15 protein-coding genes are annotated in these 16,331 nt (G+C 63.0%); 9 read left to right on the forward strand and 6 right to left on the reverse strand.

Annotated features, from left to right (window positions below):
• Positions 1–137: 137 nt before the first annotated feature.
• A complete protein-coding gene (locus tag MJ601_RS00100) occupies positions 138–1,514 on the reverse strand; it encodes a M28 family peptidase (RefSeq protein ID WP_242122557.1) in 1,377 nt (458 codons plus the stop codon).
• A gap of 101 nt (positions 1,515–1,615) precedes the next feature.
• On the opposite strand from MJ601_RS00100, the gene ettA reads away from it, so the two are divergent.
• Positions 1,616–3,301 (forward strand): energy-dependent translational throttle protein EttA, encoded by a 1,686-nt coding sequence (gene ettA, locus MJ601_RS00105; protein WP_242122558.1) that lies wholly within the window; start codon positions 1,616–1,618, stop codon positions 3,299–3,301.
• 192 nt (positions 3,302–3,493) lie between these two features.
• Here the strand turns inward: ettA and MJ601_RS00110 are convergent, their stop codons facing one another.
• From MJ601_RS00110 to MJ601_RS00120, 3 genes are read right to left on the reverse strand one after another with little or no spacing between them, the layout of a single operon-like run.
• Entirely contained in the window at positions 3,494–3,775 is a 282-nt protein-coding gene (locus tag MJ601_RS00110) for an acylphosphatase (protein ID WP_242122559.1), read from the reverse strand.
• Positions 3,775–4,512: an NYN domain-containing protein gene (locus MJ601_RS00115; protein WP_242122560.1), complete on the reverse strand. Its 738-nt coding sequence runs from the start codon at positions 4,510–4,512 to the stop codon at positions 3,775–3,777. Before MJ601_RS00115 ends, MJ601_RS00110 begins: the two co-directional genes overlap by 1 nt.
• Complete coding sequence (locus MJ601_RS00120; RefSeq protein WP_242122561.1) at positions 4,512–5,165, reverse strand: carbonic anhydrase; 654 nt, start codon at positions 5,163–5,165, stop codon at positions 4,512–4,514. Before MJ601_RS00120 ends, MJ601_RS00115 begins: the two co-directional genes overlap by 1 nt.
• Before the next feature lie 20 nt (positions 5,166–5,185).
• Here MJ601_RS00120 and lipA point away from each other — a divergent pair, with 20 nt between their 5' ends.
• Together lipA and MJ601_RS00130 are read left to right on the forward strand one after the other, a co-directional pair.
• Positions 5,186–6,175, forward strand: coding sequence for a lipoyl synthase (lipA, locus tag MJ601_RS00125; protein WP_242122562.1), 990 nt, complete (start codon positions 5,186–5,188; stop codon positions 6,173–6,175).
• Positions 6,176–6,180: 5 nt separating this feature from the next.
• Positions 6,181–6,657, forward strand: a complete 477-nt coding sequence (locus tag MJ601_RS00130; RefSeq protein WP_242122563.1) for a type II toxin-antitoxin system RatA family toxin — start codon at positions 6,181–6,183, stop codon at positions 6,655–6,657.
• Here the strand turns inward: MJ601_RS00130 and MJ601_RS00135 are convergent.
• Both MJ601_RS00135 and MJ601_RS00140 read right to left on the reverse strand, forming a co-directional pair.
• Positions 6,603–7,121 (reverse strand): CinA family protein, encoded by a 519-nt coding sequence (locus MJ601_RS00135; protein WP_242122564.1) that lies wholly within the window; start codon positions 7,119–7,121, stop codon positions 6,603–6,605. The two genes, MJ601_RS00130 and MJ601_RS00135, sit on opposite strands and share 55 nt — an antisense overlap.
• 5 nt (positions 7,122–7,126) lie before the next feature.
• The gene (locus tag MJ601_RS00140; RefSeq protein WP_242122565.1) at positions 7,127–8,281 is read right to left on the reverse strand and encodes a bifunctional 2-C-methyl-D-erythritol 4-phosphate cytidylyltransferase/2-C-methyl-D-erythritol 2,4-cyclodiphosphate synthase; all 1,155 of its coding nucleotides are present in this window, start codon (positions 8,279–8,281) and stop codon (positions 7,127–7,129) included.
• Positions 8,282–8,398: 117 nt separating this feature from the next.
• Between MJ601_RS00140 and dusB the strand changes: the two genes are divergently transcribed.
• The 6 genes from dusB to hfq all read left to right on the forward strand — a co-directional run bounded on the left by dusB (position 8,399) and on the right by hfq (position 16,331).
• Complete coding sequence (dusB, locus tag MJ601_RS00145; protein ID WP_242122566.1) at positions 8,399–9,418, forward strand: tRNA dihydrouridine synthase DusB; 1,020 nt, start codon at positions 8,399–8,401, stop codon at positions 9,416–9,418.
• On the forward strand, positions 9,415–10,524 hold the full coding sequence (locus MJ601_RS00150) for a two-component system sensor histidine kinase NtrB (RefSeq protein ID WP_242122567.1): 1,110 nt from the start codon (positions 9,415–9,417) through the stop codon (positions 10,522–10,524). The genes dusB and MJ601_RS00150 overlap by 4 nt, the downstream gene beginning before the upstream one ends.
• Entirely contained in the window at positions 10,524–11,969 is a 1,446-nt protein-coding gene (ntrC, locus tag MJ601_RS00155) for a nitrogen regulation protein NR(I) (RefSeq protein ID WP_242122568.1), read from the forward strand. Before MJ601_RS00150 ends, ntrC begins: the two co-directional genes overlap by 1 nt.
• Positions 11,970–12,065: 96 nt before the next feature.
• Positions 12,066–14,330 carry a sensor histidine kinase gene (locus MJ601_RS00160; protein WP_242122569.1) on the forward strand — a complete coding sequence of 755 codons (2,265 nt, stop codon included), beginning with the start codon at positions 12,066–12,068 and terminating at the stop codon, positions 14,328–14,330.
• Complete coding sequence (gene ntrX / locus MJ601_RS00165; RefSeq protein WP_242122570.1) at positions 14,320–15,693, forward strand: nitrogen assimilation response regulator NtrX; 1,374 nt, start codon at positions 14,320–14,322, stop codon at positions 15,691–15,693. Before MJ601_RS00160 ends, ntrX begins: the two co-directional genes overlap by 11 nt.
• Before the next feature lie 155 nt (positions 15,694–15,848).
• The gene (gene hfq, locus MJ601_RS00170; protein WP_242122571.1) at positions 15,849–16,331 is read left to right on the forward strand and encodes an RNA chaperone Hfq; all 483 of its coding nucleotides are present in this window, start codon (positions 15,849–15,851) and stop codon (positions 16,329–16,331) included.

Consider the following 16,331-nt stretch of genomic DNA (forward strand, 5'->3'; position numbering starts at 1 on the left):
ATTTTGCCGCGTCAGACACGTCTAAATCGTGACTTACGCGAGCGACCCGCATTAACGTGTGCGCTGCACAAATCAATGCTTTTCTGCGTCGGTGAAGCGACAGAATCACGCGACAAGCAGTTGTCTACTATAAAAGTTCAGTTAACGCCTAGCGATTCCGGGGCATTTGCGGTTTCAAAAAGCGCAACCGCCCAGGCCGCGACATTTTGCCGCAACTGGGCAGGATCGATCTTGTCCAGCGTGTCGTCCGGCGTGTGGTGAATGTCGAAATAGCGTGACCCGTCCTGTTGAAGATCGATGACGGGAATGCCGGCCTTCACCAGCGGCTCGATGTCGGAGCCACCACCAGCGGGCACGCGGCTGACACCGATCCCCAGGGGAGCCAGCCCCGCGCTGATCCGACGGGCGAGGGCGTCATGTCCCTGCGGCAGCTTGAAATCGACGCGCCACACCCGGTCGGCGCCAAAATCCGATTCCATCGCCATGGCATGAGCTTCCTTGCCATGGGCATCATAATAGGCGCGGCCGCCATTGCCGCCGACTTCCTCGGCGCCGGCCATCAGCACGCGGATGGTGCGGCGGGGCGTCCCGGCCTTGCCCGCCTGAAGCGCGGCCGCAGCCACGATGCCGCAGCCTGCTCCATCGTCGATCGCGCCCGTTCCCTGATCCCAGCTATCGAGGTGGCAGGCAGCGACGACCACACCGGCCTTGGGATCACTGCCCGGAATTTCGGCGATGACATTGCCCGATGGCTGGTCTTTCAGCATCTTCGAGGTGAGCGTCAGGTGAAGTCGGACCGGCTGGCCTCGCGTCACCATGCGGACAAGCTGTTCGGCATCGGGTACGCTGAGTGCTGCTGCGGGAATGGGTTTCGCGCCCTCGGCCCACATCTGTACGCCGGTATGGGGCTGGCGGTGATTGTCCGTGCCGATGGAGCGGATCAATATGGCGATGGCACCCTTTTTCGAAGCGATGCTGGGCCCCTGCCTGCGGGTGGCGCCGAAATAGCCATAGGAACTGCCGTCCTGCGTCGCGTGCATGGCATGGCTGACAAAGGCGATTTTCCCTTTCAGGCTGCCGTCGGGTGCCGCTTCGAGATCAGAGAGGGTCGGGAAATAGGCGATTTCCCCTTCGATGCCCTTGTCCGGGGTGGAGGCGCTGTTGCCCAATGCGGCGAGGACCAGATTTTGCGGGAAGGGCGACAGGATGTGCGCCTCGTCATGGCCGCGCAGCCAGACGGGCATGGTATAGGGTTCCGCACGGACGTTGGCGAACCCGAGCGCCTTCAGCCTTGCGACGGCCCAATCGCGGGCGCGGGCTTCCTGGGGCGTGCCCGCGGGGCGCGGGCCGACTTCGGTGGTCAGGCCCTCGGTAAAATCCCACGCGATGCTGTCCTTCAGCGCGGCCTCGCGAATCGTGCTGCTGTCGGAGGAGGCCGCGGCGAGGGAAGGCGTGGTGGTTAAGATGCTGCCGAGGAAAAGGGCGGCGAGCGTGCCCGATCGGATTTTTCGCATGGGTGAAGGCTTACCCGGCCATCCCCCATTTGCCAATGGCGTCCGCCTCCGCTAACCCCGCCCGGATTTCTAACGTTTGTCCTTTCGGAGCTGCTTCAGCCATGTCCGCCTCGTCTCAATATGCCTTCGTCATGAAAAACATGACCAAGAGCTTTGCCGGTGCCCAGAAGCCGGTACTCAGCAACATCAACCTGCAATTTTATCGCGGCGCCAAGATCGGCATCGTCGGTCCCAACGGCGCGGGCAAGTCGACGCTGATGAAGATCATGGGCGGCATCGACAAGGATTTCACCGGCGAGGCCTGGCCGGGTGAGAATATCACGGTAGGCTATCTTCCCCAGGAACCGCAGCTCGACCCCAGCAAGAATGTGCTGGAGAATGTCAAGGACGGCGCGCGCGAGATTGCGGACAAGATGGACCGCTTCAACGAGATCAGCATGCTGATGGCCGATCCGCCGGAGGATGCCGATTTCGACGCGCTCATGGAGGAAATGGGCACGTTGCAGGAACAGATCGACGCGGTCGACGGCTGGACGCTCGACAACCAGCTCGAAATCGCGATGGAGGCGTTGCGCTGCCCGCCGTCGGACTGGTCGGTGGAAAGCCTGTCGGGCGGTGAAAAGCGCCGCATCGCGCTGACCCGCCTGTTGATCCAGAAGCCGGATATCCTGCTGCTCGACGAACCGACCAACCATCTCGACGCCGAGAGCGTGGAATGGCTGGAAAATCATCTCAAGGAATATGCGGGCGCGGTGCTGATGATCACCCACGACCGCTATTTCCTCGACAATGTCGTGGGCTGGATACTCGAACTCGATCGCGGCAAATATTTCCCTTACGAGGGCAATTATTCCACCTATCTGGAAAAGAAGGCCCAGCGCCTGGAGCAGGAATCCCGCGAGGAATCCGGCCGCCAGAAGGCGATCAAGGACGAGCTGGAATGGATCCGCGCCGGCGTCAAAGGCCGTCAGACCAAGTCCAAGGCGCGTATCAAGAAGTTCGAGGAACTGGTCGCCGCGCAGGAAAATCGTACCCCCGGCAAGGCGCAGATCGTCATCCAGGTGCCCGAGCGTCTGGGCGGCAAGGTGATCGAGGCGAAGAATATCAGCAAGGCCTATGGCGATAAGCTGCTGTTCGAAAACCTGTCCTTCATGCTGCCGCCGGGTGGCATTGTCGGTGTGATCGGGCCGAACGGCGCGGGCAAGTCGACGCTGTTCAAGATCATCACCGGACAGGAACGGCCCGATTCAGGTGAGATCGACATCGGTTCGACCGTGCGCCTGGGCTATGTCGACCAGAGCCGCGACCATCTCGATCCGTCGAAGAATGTCTGGGAAGAAGTATCGGACGGCCTCGATTATGTGAAGGTCAACGGCCACGACATGTCGACGCGGGCCTATGTCGGTGCCTTCAACTTCAAGGGGCAGGACCAGCAGAAGAATGTCGGCAAGCTGTCGGGCGGCGAGCGCAATCGCGTCCATATCGCCAAGATGCTGAAGAAGGGCGGCAACGTCCTGCTGCTCGACGAACCGACCAACGATCTGGACGTCGAAACGCTCGCCGCGCTGGAAGAGGCGATCGAGAATTTCGCCGGCTGCGCGGTGGTCATCAGCCACGACCGCTTCTTCCTCGACCGTCTGGCGACTCACATCCTGGCTTTCGAGGGCGACAGCCATGTCGAATGGTTCGAGGGCAATTTCGAGATGTATGAAGAGGATAAGCGCCGCCGCCTGGGCGACGCCGCCGACCGTCCGACGCGCCTAGCCTACAAGAAGCTGACGCGCTGACGGAATGAGGCCCGGAAATGGGACCGCTTGCAAATTTTGCAACTGTTCAATTCGCACTTGCGGAATGATTTGCTGCGGTGCACATAGGGGGCGCCTTTCAGGCATCCTCTCCTAAAACTTTCGGGCCGGTCCTTCGGGATCGGCCTTTTTTTATGCGTGAAAGGGAGCGGGGAAGAGACGGCCGGGGGTTATCTAGGCGGTCGGTCGCTTACTGAAAGAAGAAAGTCCCTCCGGCGCGATCTCGCTGATCTCGATACGGGCCACGCGCGCCGCGGGCGGTCCGTCATGGGCGAAGGCGATGAACTGGTCCACGGCTTCGGTGGAACCTTCAACAAGGATTTCCACGCTGCCGTCCATCCGGTTTCGCACCCAGCCGGCCAGGTGGAGGCTGTTAGCGGTTTCAACGGTCCAGTTGCGGTAGAAGACGCCCTGCACCCGCCCAAGGATCATCAGATGGCGGGCGATAATGCTCATCAATGCACCCGCTTGATCCAGGTCTGTCCGTCGCGGCTTTCCACCTTGAAATTCTTGATCGAGCGGACGAGATCGGAAAGCCGCTTGAAGCCGTAATTGCGGGTATCGAAGCTGGAACGGTTGCCTGCGAGCTGACCGACTTCACTAGGGCGCGCAAATCCCTGATCATCGCGCTTCACGGCGTTGTAGGCGTCGATGAGCAGCTTGACGAGGTCCGGAGCGACTCCGGTGCCGTCTACATCGGTGTCGTCCTCCTCCGTCCCGACTTCTTCTTCGACGGGTTCCTGCCTTGTGCTGGTCAGGGCAACGACGTCGATGAAGCGGGTGCATGCGCTGCGGAAGGCTACCGGCGTCTTGTCCGAGCCAAAGCCATAGACGGGAATGCCCTGCTGCCGGATGCGGGTGACGAGGGGCGTGAAATCGCTGTCGCTCGACATCAGGCCGAAACCGGTGACGCGTCCCGACGCCATCAGGTCCATGGCGTCGATCGTCATCTTCATGTCGGTGGCATTCTTCCCCTTGGTGAGGTCGAACTGCTGCTGCGTCTCGATCGCCTGCGTTACCGCCTGCCGCGCCCAGCCCTTGAGCGCGGGCTTGCTCCAATTGCCATAGGCACGGCGAATGTTGACGGTGCCCAGTTCCGCCAGAACGGTGAGCACGGGGTCGAAATGGTCGGCGGAAGCATTGTCTGCATCGATCAACAGGGCAACATTGCCGCTGGGGATCGGCGAGGTCATCAGGCCTCCAGCGGTGCCGGTTGGAATTCGCCGCTCGCCTCGTCCAGCAAGTGAAGCTGGCCGTCGGCAATGGCGAAGAAGGCGCCGATCAACTTGATCTCGCCAGCCCGCTCCTTCTGCCGGACGCAGGGGAAGGTGCGCAGGTTGGTCAGGCTGACCTTGACCCCTTCCTGCTCCATCGCGCGCTCGGCGTCGCGACTGCTATTGTCGTCTCCGAAGCGGTCGACCACCTTTTCACGCGCCTCGTCGAGCAACTGTATCCAGTTGTGAACGAAGCCCCCTTCACCCGGAGGCGCATCCTTCAGCGCGTGCGTGAGCGCAGCCTTGCAGCCGCCGCACTTGCCATGCCCCATGACCACGATCTCGCCCACCTTGAGCACCTGGACGGCAAATTCCAGCGCTGCCGAGACGCCATGATGGCCGGGATTGGTTTCGAAGGGCGGCACCAGCGCGGCGACATTGCGCACGACGAAGATTTCGCCGGGATGGGTATCGAAAATCTGTGCGGGATCGACGCGGCTGTCGGAACAGGCGATGACCATCACGCGCGGGCTCTGGCCTTCGCTCAGTTCGCTCCATCGTTCCCGCTGCTGGGTCCAGCCGGTGTTGCGGAAGCGGCGATAGCCGGTGAGCATGTCAGCAAAATCGGTCATGCGTGGGTCTGTGCACAACAATGTTGGGGCTGGCAAGAGGGGGCTTGCATCGCTATTTGGGGCGCATGACCGATATTGCACCCATCCCCGGCGATCGTTCCACCAGCCGCCCCGAACGTGTCCGCAAGCCGGACTGGATTCGCGTCAAGGCGCCGACCAGCCCAGGCTATCATGAGACTCGCAAGCTGATGCGGGAAAAGGGGCTGGCGACGGTGTGCGAGGAGGCCGCCTGCCCGAATATCGGTGAATGCTGGACCAAGAAGCATGCGACCGTGATGATCCTGGGCGACGTCTGCACCCGGGCCTGCGCCTTTTGCAACGTCAAGACCGGCATGCCGCGCAAGGTGGATCCCAATGAGCCGCAGAATCTGGCTGACGCCTGCGCGGAAATGGGCCTGGAGCACATCGTCATCACCTCGGTCGATCGCGACGACCTGCCTGATGGCGGCGCATCGCAGTTCGTGAAGGTGATCGAGGCGCTGCGTCGCACGACTCCGGACACGACGATCGAGATCCTGACGCCGGACTTCCGCAACAAGCATGAACGGGCGGTCGAAATGATCGTCGCCGCGCGCCCGGACGTCTATAACCACAATCTGGAAACGGTGCCGCGGCTTTACCCGACCATCCGCCCAGGTGCGCGCTATTATGCCTCGCTGCGTTTGCTGGAGACGGTGAAGAAGCTCGATCCGTCGATCTTCACCAAGTCCGGCATCATGCTGGGCCTGGGTGAGGAGCGGCTGGAGGTCCATCAGGTGATGGACGACATGCGATCGGCCGACATCGATTTCCTCACCATGGGGCAATATCTCCAGCCGACGCCCAAACATGCCAAGGTCATGGAATTCGTGGCTCCGGCGGCGTTCAACGCTTATGCCGCAATTGCCCGGGCCAAGGGTTTCCTCCAGGTCGCGTCCAGTCCGCTGACCCGTTCCAGCTATCATGCGGGCAAGGATTTCGCCGAAATGAGGGCCGCGCGCGAGGCGCAACTGGCAAAGGCCGCCCAGTAAGCATCATGCCCAAGCATAACGAAACGCGGCCGCTTCCCTACACGCCCGAACAGATGTTCGACCTGGTGGCGAATGTCGAAGCCTATCCCGAGTTCCTGCCCTGGGTCAGCGCGATCCGGGTCCGTTCCGACGGCGAGTCGGAAATGGTCGCGGACATGATCGTCGGCTTCAAGGGGATCAAGGAAAGCTTTACGTCCCGCGTCCACAAGCATCGGCCCGACCATGTGCGGGTCGATTATCTCGACGGGCCACTCAAGCACCTCCACAATGAATGGACCTTCCGTGACGACGGCAAGGGCGGGGTGCTGGTCGATTTCGAGGTCGAGTTCGAATTCAAGAGCAGGCTGTTCGAAATGCTGGCGGGGCAGATGTTCGACAAGGCGCTGCGCAAGATGATCGGCGCCTTCGAAACCCGCGCGGCGGAACTTTACGGCGCGGGCGAATCGGGCAACAGCAGTTCGAGCGCGCAAAGCGCCGCCTGAAGGCGAACGCCGCCCCGGCCCGTATCGCCGAAATGACGCATGTCGGCCACGATCTTGTCGGGGCTGCCGCCCCGTTCCGCGCGGGCGAAAACGACCGTGCCGACGGGTTTCTGCTCCGATCCCCCGCCAGGGCCGGCTATGCCGGTGATCGCGACGGCGACATGGGCGTGGCTCTTGTTGAGCGCGCCTTGCGCCATGGCCCAGGCGGTGGCGATGGAAACCGCGCCGAAGGTTTCGATGACATCCTGCGAAACTTTGAGAAGTTCGCTCTTCATGTCGTTGGAATAAGTGATGAACCCGGCTTCGAAAACTTCCGACGACCCAGCGATTTCGGTGAGCGCCGCCGACACAAGCCCACCGGTGCAGCTTTCGGCGACAGCAATGGTGCGGCCCGCGCGACGGTTGGCGATGATGACGCGCTCGGCAAGTTCGACGAGCGGCGCGGGAAGGATGCTGTCTGGCATGGCGGTCAGGATAGCGCGGGGAGGGAGAGAGTCGCAACCGCCTGTGCGGCGATGCCTTCGCGGCGTCCCGCAAAGCCCAGCCGCTCCGTGGTGGTGGCCTTCACGCTGACCCGGTCGAGGGGTAGGCCCAGTATTTCCGCGATGCGGGCGCGCATGGCGTCGCGATGCGGGCCGATTTTCGGCGCCTCGCAGATCAGCGTCAGGTCGATATGCTCGACGATGCCGTCCCGTTTCGCGACACGTTCCCCCGCATATTCCAGAAATCGGTGGGAGGCCGCGCCGCGCCATTGCGGATCGGATGGCGGGAAATGGCTGCCGATATCGCCTTCTGCGAGTGCGCCAAGCAAGGCATCGACAATCGCATGAAGCGCGACGTCCGCGTCGCTATGACCGGAAAGCCCGCGATCATGGGGAATTTTGATGCCACCCAGCCAAAGCTCTTCCTTTTCCGCGAGACGGTGGACGTCATATCCCATGCCGACCCGGATGCTGCGTGCGGCGCCAAGTTGCGCTTCGGCGCGAGCGAAATCCTGTGGATAGGTCAATTTTTCGAGCCTTTCGTCTCCGGCGACCAGGAGGATCGCGCCTCCCTGCGCCTTCAGCATCTGCGCGTCGTCCGTGGCTTCCCGCGAATCGTCCCATTGCCGGTGCGCGGCGAGGATCGCGTCGAAATGGAAGGCCTGGGGTGTCTGGACGCGGACCAGCGCGTTCCGGTCGACCACTTCGCCTGCATGGCTGACCAGCGTGTCGGCGATGGGCAGGGTGGGGATCGCACCAGGCGCCCGGTCGAGCGCGGCGAGCAGGCGGTCGATCACCGCGAGCGGCAGGAAAGGGCGGGCAGCGTCATGGATCAGGATGCGAGCGGCACCGCCTGACGTTGCGATATGCTCCAGCCCCGCACGCACGGAGCCGCGGCGGCTGTCTGCGCCTTCGACGATCGCCGCGACGGGGCGATCCCCCAATGCGGCGCGGGCGGTTTCCTCCTGTCCGGGACCGACCGCCACGATGATGGAATCGATGGTGGGGTGGCTGGCCAGCGCAGCGACGGCGTGAGCGAGGACGGGCTTGCCCGCGACAAGCCGAAACTGCTTGGGAACATCGCCGCCCGCGCGGCTTCCCTGTCCTGCTGCGACCAGCAATGCGACGGTTTTTTCGGTCATGGTCGCGCCTGTATCGCAGGGCGCTTTGGACCGCCAGCCCCGGCTTGCTTGCTGCGCGGGACGATTTGGGCTAAGGGCTGCCTGTTTTTTAGGCAATGCCAGATTGATGACGAGTTGATGAAGACCCTTTCCCCCATATCCATCGGACCTGTGACGATCGACATGCCGGTCATATTGGCGCCCATGACGGGCGTGACCGACATGCCGTTCCGCACGCTGGTGCGGCGCTATGGCTCTGGTCTCAACGTGACCGAGATGATCGCGACCGCCGCGATGATCCGCGAAACGCGCCAATCCTTGCAGAAGGCGGCATGGCATCCGGTGGAGGAGCCGGTCTCGATGCAACTCGCGGGCTGCTCGCCCATCGAGATGGCGGAGGCCGCCAAGCTCAATGCCGATCGCGGCGCCGCGATCATCGACATCAATATGGGCTGCCCGGTGAAGAAGGTCGTCAATGGCGATGCCGGCAGTGCCCTGATGCGCGATCTGCCGTTGGCCGCTGCCCTGATTGAGGCGACGGTGAAGGCCGTGGATGTGCCCGTCACCGTCAAGATGCGGATGGGCTGGGACCATGCCAGCCTCAATGCGCCGGAATTGGCGAGGATCGCCGAGGATCTGGGCGCGAAGCTGATCACCGTCCATGGCCGCACCCGTTGCCAGATGTATAAGGGGTGCGCCGACTGGGCCTTCGTCCGCAGCGTCAAGGAGGCGGTGTCGCTGCCCGTGATCGTCAATGGCGACATCTGCTCCATCGATGACGCGGAAACCGCGCTGGAACAAAGCGGCGCGGACGGCGTGATGATCGGGCGCGGCGCCTATGGACGGCCCTGGCTGATCGGACAGGTGATGCACTGGTTCCGCACCGGCGAGCGCCTGGCCGACCCGGCGCTGGAGGAGCAATATCGCGTGATCGTCGAGCATTATCGCGCGATGATCGATCATTATGACGGCCTGACCGGCGTGAACATGGCGCGCAAGCATATCGGCTGGTATACCAAGGGGCTGCCGGGATCGGCCGAGTTCCGCAATGCCGTTAATCAGGAACCGGACGGTGATGTCGTGCTCGACATGCTGGCGCGCTTCTACGAACCGCTGATCGCCGACGAGGGACCGGTCGAGACGCGCAAGGCGGCATGACGGCAGATATGACGACCATCCCGTCGCTTCGACCGCAACAGGATGGGCCTTCGCTTTCCGAACTGATGACGGCGCTGCCGGTGGCCACGCTGGTGATCCGGCCGGACAACAGCATCGCGGACGCCAACGTGCGGGCGGAAACGCTGCTCAACATGGCGCGATCGGCCATTGTCGGCAGCGATATCGCGCGCACGATCCGGATGGCGGAAATGGGCGCCCGCTTCGATATCTGGCACAGCAACAAGCCGATCGCGGCCTACGATATCCGCGTCCATGCCGGGCGGACGGCGGAGATGGAGGTCGATCTGATGATCGCGCCGATCGTCGATCATGAAGGGTGGCGCGTGGTGTCGATCCATGCCCAGAGCCAGGCGCGCAAGATCGGCCATCGCGGCACCGCAGGGGGGGCGCGATCGGCGATCGGCGCGGCGGCGATCCTGGCGCATGAGATCAAGAATCCCCTGTCGGGCATTCGTGGCGCGGCGCAATTGCTGGAATCGGGCCATAACGGGCGCGACGCGGCGCTGACGCAGTTGATCTGCAATGAAGTGGACCGGATCGCGGCGTTGATCGACCGGATGCAGGATTTCACCACCGACCGGACGCTGGAATGCCGTAGCGGCAACATCTACCCGCTGATCGACCGGGCGGCCAATATCGCGGCTGCGGGCTTTGCCAGGAATATCCGGATCAAGAAAAGCTATGATCCATCGCTCCCCTTTGCCAACATCAACGACGATGCACTGGTGCAGGTGATGATCAACCTGCTCAAAAATGCCGCCGAGGCGCTGGAACACACCGCCAAGCCGCGCATCAGGGTGGAGACGGCCTTCCGTCACGGCGTGTCCGTCGTGGTGGGGAGGGGCAAGGGCAGCGCCGTGCTGCCGATCGAGATTTTGGTGGTCGACAACGGGCCGGGCGTGCCGGAGCATATTCTGGACCATCTGTTCAATCCGTTCATCACCGGACGGCGGGATGGAACGGGCCTGGGCCTGGCGCTGGTCGACAAGCTGGTGCGGGACATGAGCGGGTTCGTTCAATATTCGCGCGATCGGGAAGCGGGGGAATCGACCTTCCGCATCCTGCTGCCGATGGGAATGGGGTAATGGGGGCGACAGGCGCGATTCTGGTGGTGGATGACGATCCGGCGATCTGCGTGGTCGTCGGTGAAGCGCTGCGGCGGCAGGGGCACAGGGTCAAGACGGCGGCCTCCATCCGGGAACGCACTGCCCTGGTGGAAAGCTTTTCGCCCGACGTGCTGATTACGGACGTCATGCTGCCCGATGGAGATGGGCTGGACGGCATTGCCGACATATTGGCGCATCGGCCTGCCCTCAGCATCATCATCCTGTCGGCGCAGAACACGCTGAACACGGCGATCCGCGCCACGGAAAAGGGCGCTTTCGAATATCTGCCCAAGCCCTTCGACCTCAATGAACTGACGCGGGCGGTTTCCGACGCGCTGGGTTCGAGAAAGGGCGTGGAGGAAGGAACGGCCGATGCGGGCCTGCCCCATGACGGCCTGCCGCTGGTTGGCCGCTCTCCGGCGATGCAGGAGGTTTACCGGACGATCGCCCGCGTATTGTCGAATGACCTCAGCATATTGGTGCTGGGCGAATCCGGCACCGGCAAGGAACTGGTGGCCGAGGCGATCCACAGCCTGGGGCAGCGGCGGACCAAACCCTTCGTTCCGATCAACATGGCGGCCATTCCGCGTGAACTGATCGAGGCGGAACTGTTCGGTTATGAGAAGGGCGCGTTCACTGGCGCCCATGCGCGCACGGCGGGCAAGTTCGAACAGGCGCAAGGCGGTACGCTGTTCCTGGACGAGATCGGCGACATGCCGATGGAGGCGCAGACCCGGCTGCTGCGCGTGCTGCAATCGGGCGAGGTGACGACCGTCGGCGGCTCCAAGTCGGTCAAGGTCAATGTCCGCATCATCGCTGCCACCAACAAGGATCTGCCGCGGCTGATCGAGGAAAATCGGTTCCGGCAGGATTTATACTATCGCCTGAATGTCGTGCCGATTGCCCTGCCTGCCCTGCGCGAGCGGCGCGAGGATGTGATCCTGCTGGCCCGGCACTTCCTGGACCGAGCCGCGCAGGAAGGACTGCCGCGAAAATCCCTCTCCGAGGAGGCGGCGCAATTGCTGATGGCCTATCACTGGCCGGGCAATGTGCGCGAATTGCAGAATCTGATGCAGCGGCTGGCTGTCCTCAGCCGGGAAAATGTGATCACCGCCGATATTCTGCGCAACAGCCTGCCGCTGGAAGCCGTCCCCGCCGATTATGCCGCGCCCGCCGACTTGCTGGGGCAGGCGGTGCGGGAATGGGCGAAGCGCCAATTGGGGGTCGGTCTTACCCAGCCGAACCGCAATCTGCACGACGATCTGCTGGCCGTGGTGGAACCCATATTATTCCAGGAAACGCTGGCAAGCGTGGACGGGAACCAGATCCGCGCGGCTGGCCTGCTCGGCATCAACCGGAACACGCTGCGCAAGAAACTGACCGATTACGGGCTTGATCCGATGCAGCTTCGCATTGGCGATTGAGGCGGCCGGACGAAGCGACAGCGCTTTCCGACCGAAGGCGCAGCGCCGTGAAATACTGTGTTTGATCGGGCACATTAATGTTGTAACCACGCCACTATGGAAGGCGCAGTGACACTTCCGGCGCGGGGCCGGGCCTGGAAAAGACATTTTCCGCCTTTCCTGCGCCGTCGACTGGCGGCGTTGGTCGAGGCGGTTACCCTGGTTCTGTTTCTGGGGATGGCGGGGATCACCTATTTCCTGCTGAACGGACAAGGGCAGAGCTACACGCTGCTCACTCCGCCCATCGTGGCGCTGCTGCTGGTGGCCAACCTGGTTCCCGCGATCGCCCTGCTGGTACTCCTCGGGCGGCGGGTGGCAAAGCGGCGCGTGGCCCAGTCGGCCATTGGCAGCGATGGGCAGTTGCACGTCCGGCTGGTCGCCATCTTCTCGATCGTTGCCAGTGTGCCGATGCTGCTGGTGGTGATCTTCGCCTCGCTGCTGTTCCAATATGGCGTGCAATTCTGGTTTTCCGACAGCGCACGCGGAATGCTGCAAAATGCGAGCGATCTGGCGCGCGGTTATTATGAACAGAATCTGCGTGAGGTGGGGGATGAAACCACCACCATGGCAGGCGACCTGCGCGACTATCTGACCCAGTCCAAGGTTTCCAGTCCACGCTTTGCGGAAGGCTATATCTATCAGGTCGTGACGCGGAAGCTGAACCGATCAGCGATCATAGAGGTGGGCAAGGACGGCGTGGCACGGACCGCGGCGACCGTCGATCCGGACAGCCGACCAGCGTCAGAGATGCTTTCCCCCGATGTGATGAAGCGATTGGAAGCGGGCGAAAACGTCGTGGTGGCGGCCAAGCCCAACCAGATCGAGGCAGTGACGCTGCTCTATCCGGACGCCAAAATCTATCTCTACGCCACCCGCGACTCCGGCTCGACGGCGTTCAGCAATGTCGAGCGGGCGCAGAAGGTGTTGTCGGATTACGACATTTTCGCCGCCCAATCCCGCGCGTTGCAGTTGCGCTTCAACATCCTTCTGTTCGTCGGGTCGCTGCTGCTGGTGGGGGTGGCGGTCTATATCGCGCTCAAGGTGGCCGACTGGATGGTGCGGCCGGTCAATGAACTGGTGATGGCGGCACGCAGGATCACGGCGGGCGACCTGTCCGCGCGGGTAACCAGCCCGCAGGCGCGCGACGAGATTGGTACTCTGGCCTCGGCCTTCAACCGCATGACTCAGCGGCTGGAGGCGCAGACCGGTGCGCTGGTGGCGGCGAACAGCCAGTTGGATGAGCGGCGCGCCTTCAGTGAGGCGATCTTGTCCGGCGTGTCGGCCGGCGTGCTGTCGGTCGACAAGGACGGCATCATCCTGTTGCTGAACAGCTCTGCCGCGGCGATATTGGTGCGGGAGGGCGATGATCCGGTCGGTCGTCCGCTCACGGACGTGTCGCCTGAACTGGCGGAACTGTTGGAGTCGGAAGAAGGGGCGGGAATCGTCCAGATCCGGACCCATGGCGATGTGCGCACGCTGGCGGTGAAGGTGTCCGAGGATGCCTCCCGCCACATTCTGACCTTCGACGATATTACGCAGCAACTGTCCGACCAGCGGCGCGCGGCATGGTCCGACGTGGCGCGGCGGATCGCGCATGAGATCAAGAATCCGCTGACGCCGATCCAGTTGGCGGCCGAGCGGCTGCAGCGACGCTATGCCGAGGAAGTCACCAGCGACAAGGCGACCTTCACCCGGCTGACCGGGACCATCGTCAGGCAGGTGGGCGACCTGCGGCGGATCGTGGACGAATTCTCCTCCTTCGCACGGATGCCCAAGCCGGTATTCCGGCGCGAGAGGGTGGACGACATCGCTCGCCACGCCTTGTTCCTGCATGAGGTCGCGCATCCTGAGGTCCGGTTCGAATACCGGTCGGCGGACGCGGATATCGAACTGGTCTGCGACCGGCGGCAATTGGGGCAGGCGCTTACCAACATCGTCAAGAATGCGGTGGAGGCGATCGAGCCCAAGGCCGCGGCTGGCGACGGCGATGTGCGTGGCCATGTCCGCATGGCCGTCCACCAGGACGAAACCCATCTGCTGATCGAGGTGCAGGATGACGGCATCGGCCTGCCACCCGAACGCGAGCGCATATTGGAGCCTTATATGACCACCCGCACCAAGGGGACGGGTTTGGGGCTCGCCATCGTCAAGAAGATTGTCGAGGAACATATGGGCGAAATTCGCTTCGACGATGCGGAGGGCGGGGGCGCGCGGGTGACGCTGCGATTCCCCATCGCCGCGCTGGAGAAACTCGAAGAGGGGCAGGTGATTGCCTTGCCCCATGGGAAAACCACTGGAAAAGTGACAGCCAATGGCGCTTGATATTCTGATAGTCGATGACGAAGAGGACATTCGCGATCTGGTGGCGGGTGTGCTGGAGGATGAGGGCTTCGCCACCCGCACCGCCGCCAACAGCGACAGTGCGATCGAGGCGCTGGATGCCCGCCGGCCCTCGCTGGTGCTGCTCGACGTCTGGTTGCAGGGCTCCAGGCTCGACGGGCTGGAACTGCTGGACGAGATCAAGCGGCGCGACGCAACTATTCCGGTTCTGATGATCTCCGGTCATGGCAATATCGACACGGCGGTGGCCGCCATCCGGAAGGGCGCGGCGGATTTCATCGAAAAGCCGTTCGAGGCCGACCGGCTGCTGCATCTGGTATCGCGGGCGACCGAAACGGAAAGGCTGCGGCGCGAAAATCAGGTGCTCCGCGCCCGTTTCGGACAGGATGACGAACTGACCGGCACGTCCGCCGCCATCAATGCCGTGCGCGCAACGATCAAGAAAGTCGCCGGCACGGGGAGCCGCGTGCTGATTTCGGGCCCGGCGGGCGTCGGCAAGGAAGTCGCGGCGCGGATGCTGCATAGCTGGAGCGGGCGGGCGGACGCCCCCTTCATCATCGTGGCCGCCGCCCGCATGGACCCCGACCGGGTTGAGGAAGAGCTGTTCGGCGTCGAGGATCCGAGCGGACTGGTGCGTCCCGGCTATCTGGAGCAGGCGCATGGCGGCACGCTGTATCTCGACGAGATCGCCGACATGCCGCTGACGACCCAGGCGAAGATCCTGCGCGTCCTGACCGACCAGAGTTTCACCCGCGTGAGCGGGCAGCGGCAGGTGAAGGTGGATGTGCGCGTCATTTCCTCGACCGCGCTCAACCTGGCGACCGAAATCGAGGAGCGCCGGTTCCGCGAGGACTTATTCTACCGCTTGAACGTGGTGCCGCTGGTCATTCCCTCGCTCGCCGAACGCCGCGACGATATCCCGCCCCTGGTCGAGCATTATCTCGCGCGCTTCGCCGCCGATCGACGCGTGCCGCCGCCAGAAATCGCGAGTGACGCCATGGCGGCGCTTCAGGCCAATGAATGGCCGGGCAATGTCCGCCAGCTCCGCAATGTCATCGAGCGCACGATGATCCTGGCGCCCGGCGAACGGATCGGGCGCATCGAACTCGACATGCTCCCTGCCGAACTCACCAGCAACGGTGGATCGGAAGGAATGGGGCAGTCCGCGATCATGGGTGCGCCGCTTCGCGAGGCGCGGGAAAGTTTCGAGCGCGAATATCTGCGCATCCAGATCAGGCGCTTCTCCGGCAATATTTCCCGCACCGCCACCTTCATCGGCATGGAGCGCTCGGCGCTCCACCGGAAGTTGAAGCTTCTGGGTATCACGGATGGAAAGGATGGTTGAGGCAGGCTGATCGCTCCTACCGCAATCAGGGCATGGACGGCTCTTCGCAATTGCGGTAGGTTCCCCTTGCTTCCGACAAGCGGGAGCAGGCAAGACACCCTGCTTAAGGGTGCGAGAGCGGGTAACGTCCCGCCAATAAAGGACTGGTGAAGACCATGGCCGACAAAGTGAACAACCTCCAAGACATTTTCCTGAACAGCCTGCGCAAGAGCAAGACCCCGGTGACCATGTTCCTGGTCAAGGGTGTGAAGCTTCAGGGCATCATTACCTGGTTCGACAATTTTTCCGTGCTGCTGCGGCGGGATGGTCAGTCGCAACTGGTCTATAAACATGCGATTTCCACCGTCATGCCCGCGGCATCCATGGATCTGACCGATCTGCGCAAGGCAAGCGACGGCAACGGCAAGTCCAGGCTGCTGCAGGAAATCTTCCTGAGCGCGGTGCGCAAGTCCGGCAGCCCGGTGACTATGTTCCTGGTGAACGGCGTCATGCTGCAGGGCGAAATCGCCGCCTTCGACCTGTTCTGCATGCTGCTGGAACGCGACGGCATGGTCCAGCTGGTTTACAAGCATGCGATCTCGACGGTGCAGCCGCTCCATGCTCTCGACCTCACCGGCGAAGGCGAGGGCGAGGATTGA

Origin of the sequence: Sphingobium trunci (assembly GCF_022664535.1) — a bacterium.
GTDB lineage: Bacteria > Pseudomonadota > Alphaproteobacteria > Sphingomonadales > Sphingomonadaceae > Sphingobium.

What these genes read in the sequence shown, in the direction of transcription:
- MJ601_RS00100 (WP_242122557.1), bottom strand. Translation starts at nt 1,514, where the DNA reads ATGCGAAAAATCCGATCGGGCACGCTCGCCGCCCTTTTCCTCGGCAGC.
- ettA (WP_242122558.1), top strand. Translation starts at nt 1,616, where the DNA reads ATGTCCGCCTCGTCTCAATATGCCTTCGTCATGAAAAACATGACCAAG.
- MJ601_RS00110 (WP_242122559.1), bottom strand. Translation starts at nt 3,775, where the DNA reads ATGAGCATTATCGCCCGCCATCTGATGATCCTTGGGCGGGTGCAGGGC.
- MJ601_RS00115 (WP_242122560.1), bottom strand. Translation starts at nt 4,512, where the DNA reads ATGACCTCGCCGATCCCCAGCGGCAATGTTGCCCTGTTGATCGATGCA.
- MJ601_RS00120 (WP_242122561.1), bottom strand. Translation starts at nt 5,165, where the DNA reads ATGACCGATTTTGCTGACATGCTCACCGGCTATCGCCGCTTCCGCAAC.
- lipA (WP_242122562.1), top strand. Translation starts at nt 5,186, where the DNA reads ATGTTGGGGCTGGCAAGAGGGGGCTTGCATCGCTATTTGGGGCGCATG.
- MJ601_RS00130 (WP_242122563.1), top strand. Translation starts at nt 6,181, where the DNA reads ATGCCCAAGCATAACGAAACGCGGCCGCTTCCCTACACGCCCGAACAG.
- MJ601_RS00135 (WP_242122564.1), bottom strand. Translation starts at nt 7,121, where the DNA reads ATGCCAGACAGCATCCTTCCCGCGCCGCTCGTCGAACTTGCCGAGCGC.
- MJ601_RS00140 (WP_242122565.1), bottom strand. Translation starts at nt 8,281, where the DNA reads ATGACCGAAAAAACCGTCGCATTGCTGGTCGCAGCAGGACAGGGAAGC.
- dusB (WP_242122566.1), top strand. Translation starts at nt 8,399, where the DNA reads ATGAAGACCCTTTCCCCCATATCCATCGGACCTGTGACGATCGACATG.
- MJ601_RS00150 (WP_242122567.1), top strand. Translation starts at nt 9,415, where the DNA reads ATGACGGCAGATATGACGACCATCCCGTCGCTTCGACCGCAACAGGAT.
- ntrC (WP_242122568.1), top strand. Translation starts at nt 10,524, where the DNA reads ATGGGGGCGACAGGCGCGATTCTGGTGGTGGATGACGATCCGGCGATC.
- MJ601_RS00160 (WP_242122569.1), top strand. Translation starts at nt 12,066, where the DNA reads ATGGAAGGCGCAGTGACACTTCCGGCGCGGGGCCGGGCCTGGAAAAGA.
- ntrX (WP_242122570.1), top strand. Translation starts at nt 14,320, where the DNA reads ATGGCGCTTGATATTCTGATAGTCGATGACGAAGAGGACATTCGCGAT.
- hfq (WP_242122571.1), top strand. Translation starts at nt 15,849, where the DNA reads ATGGCCGACAAAGTGAACAACCTCCAAGACATTTTCCTGAACAGCCTG.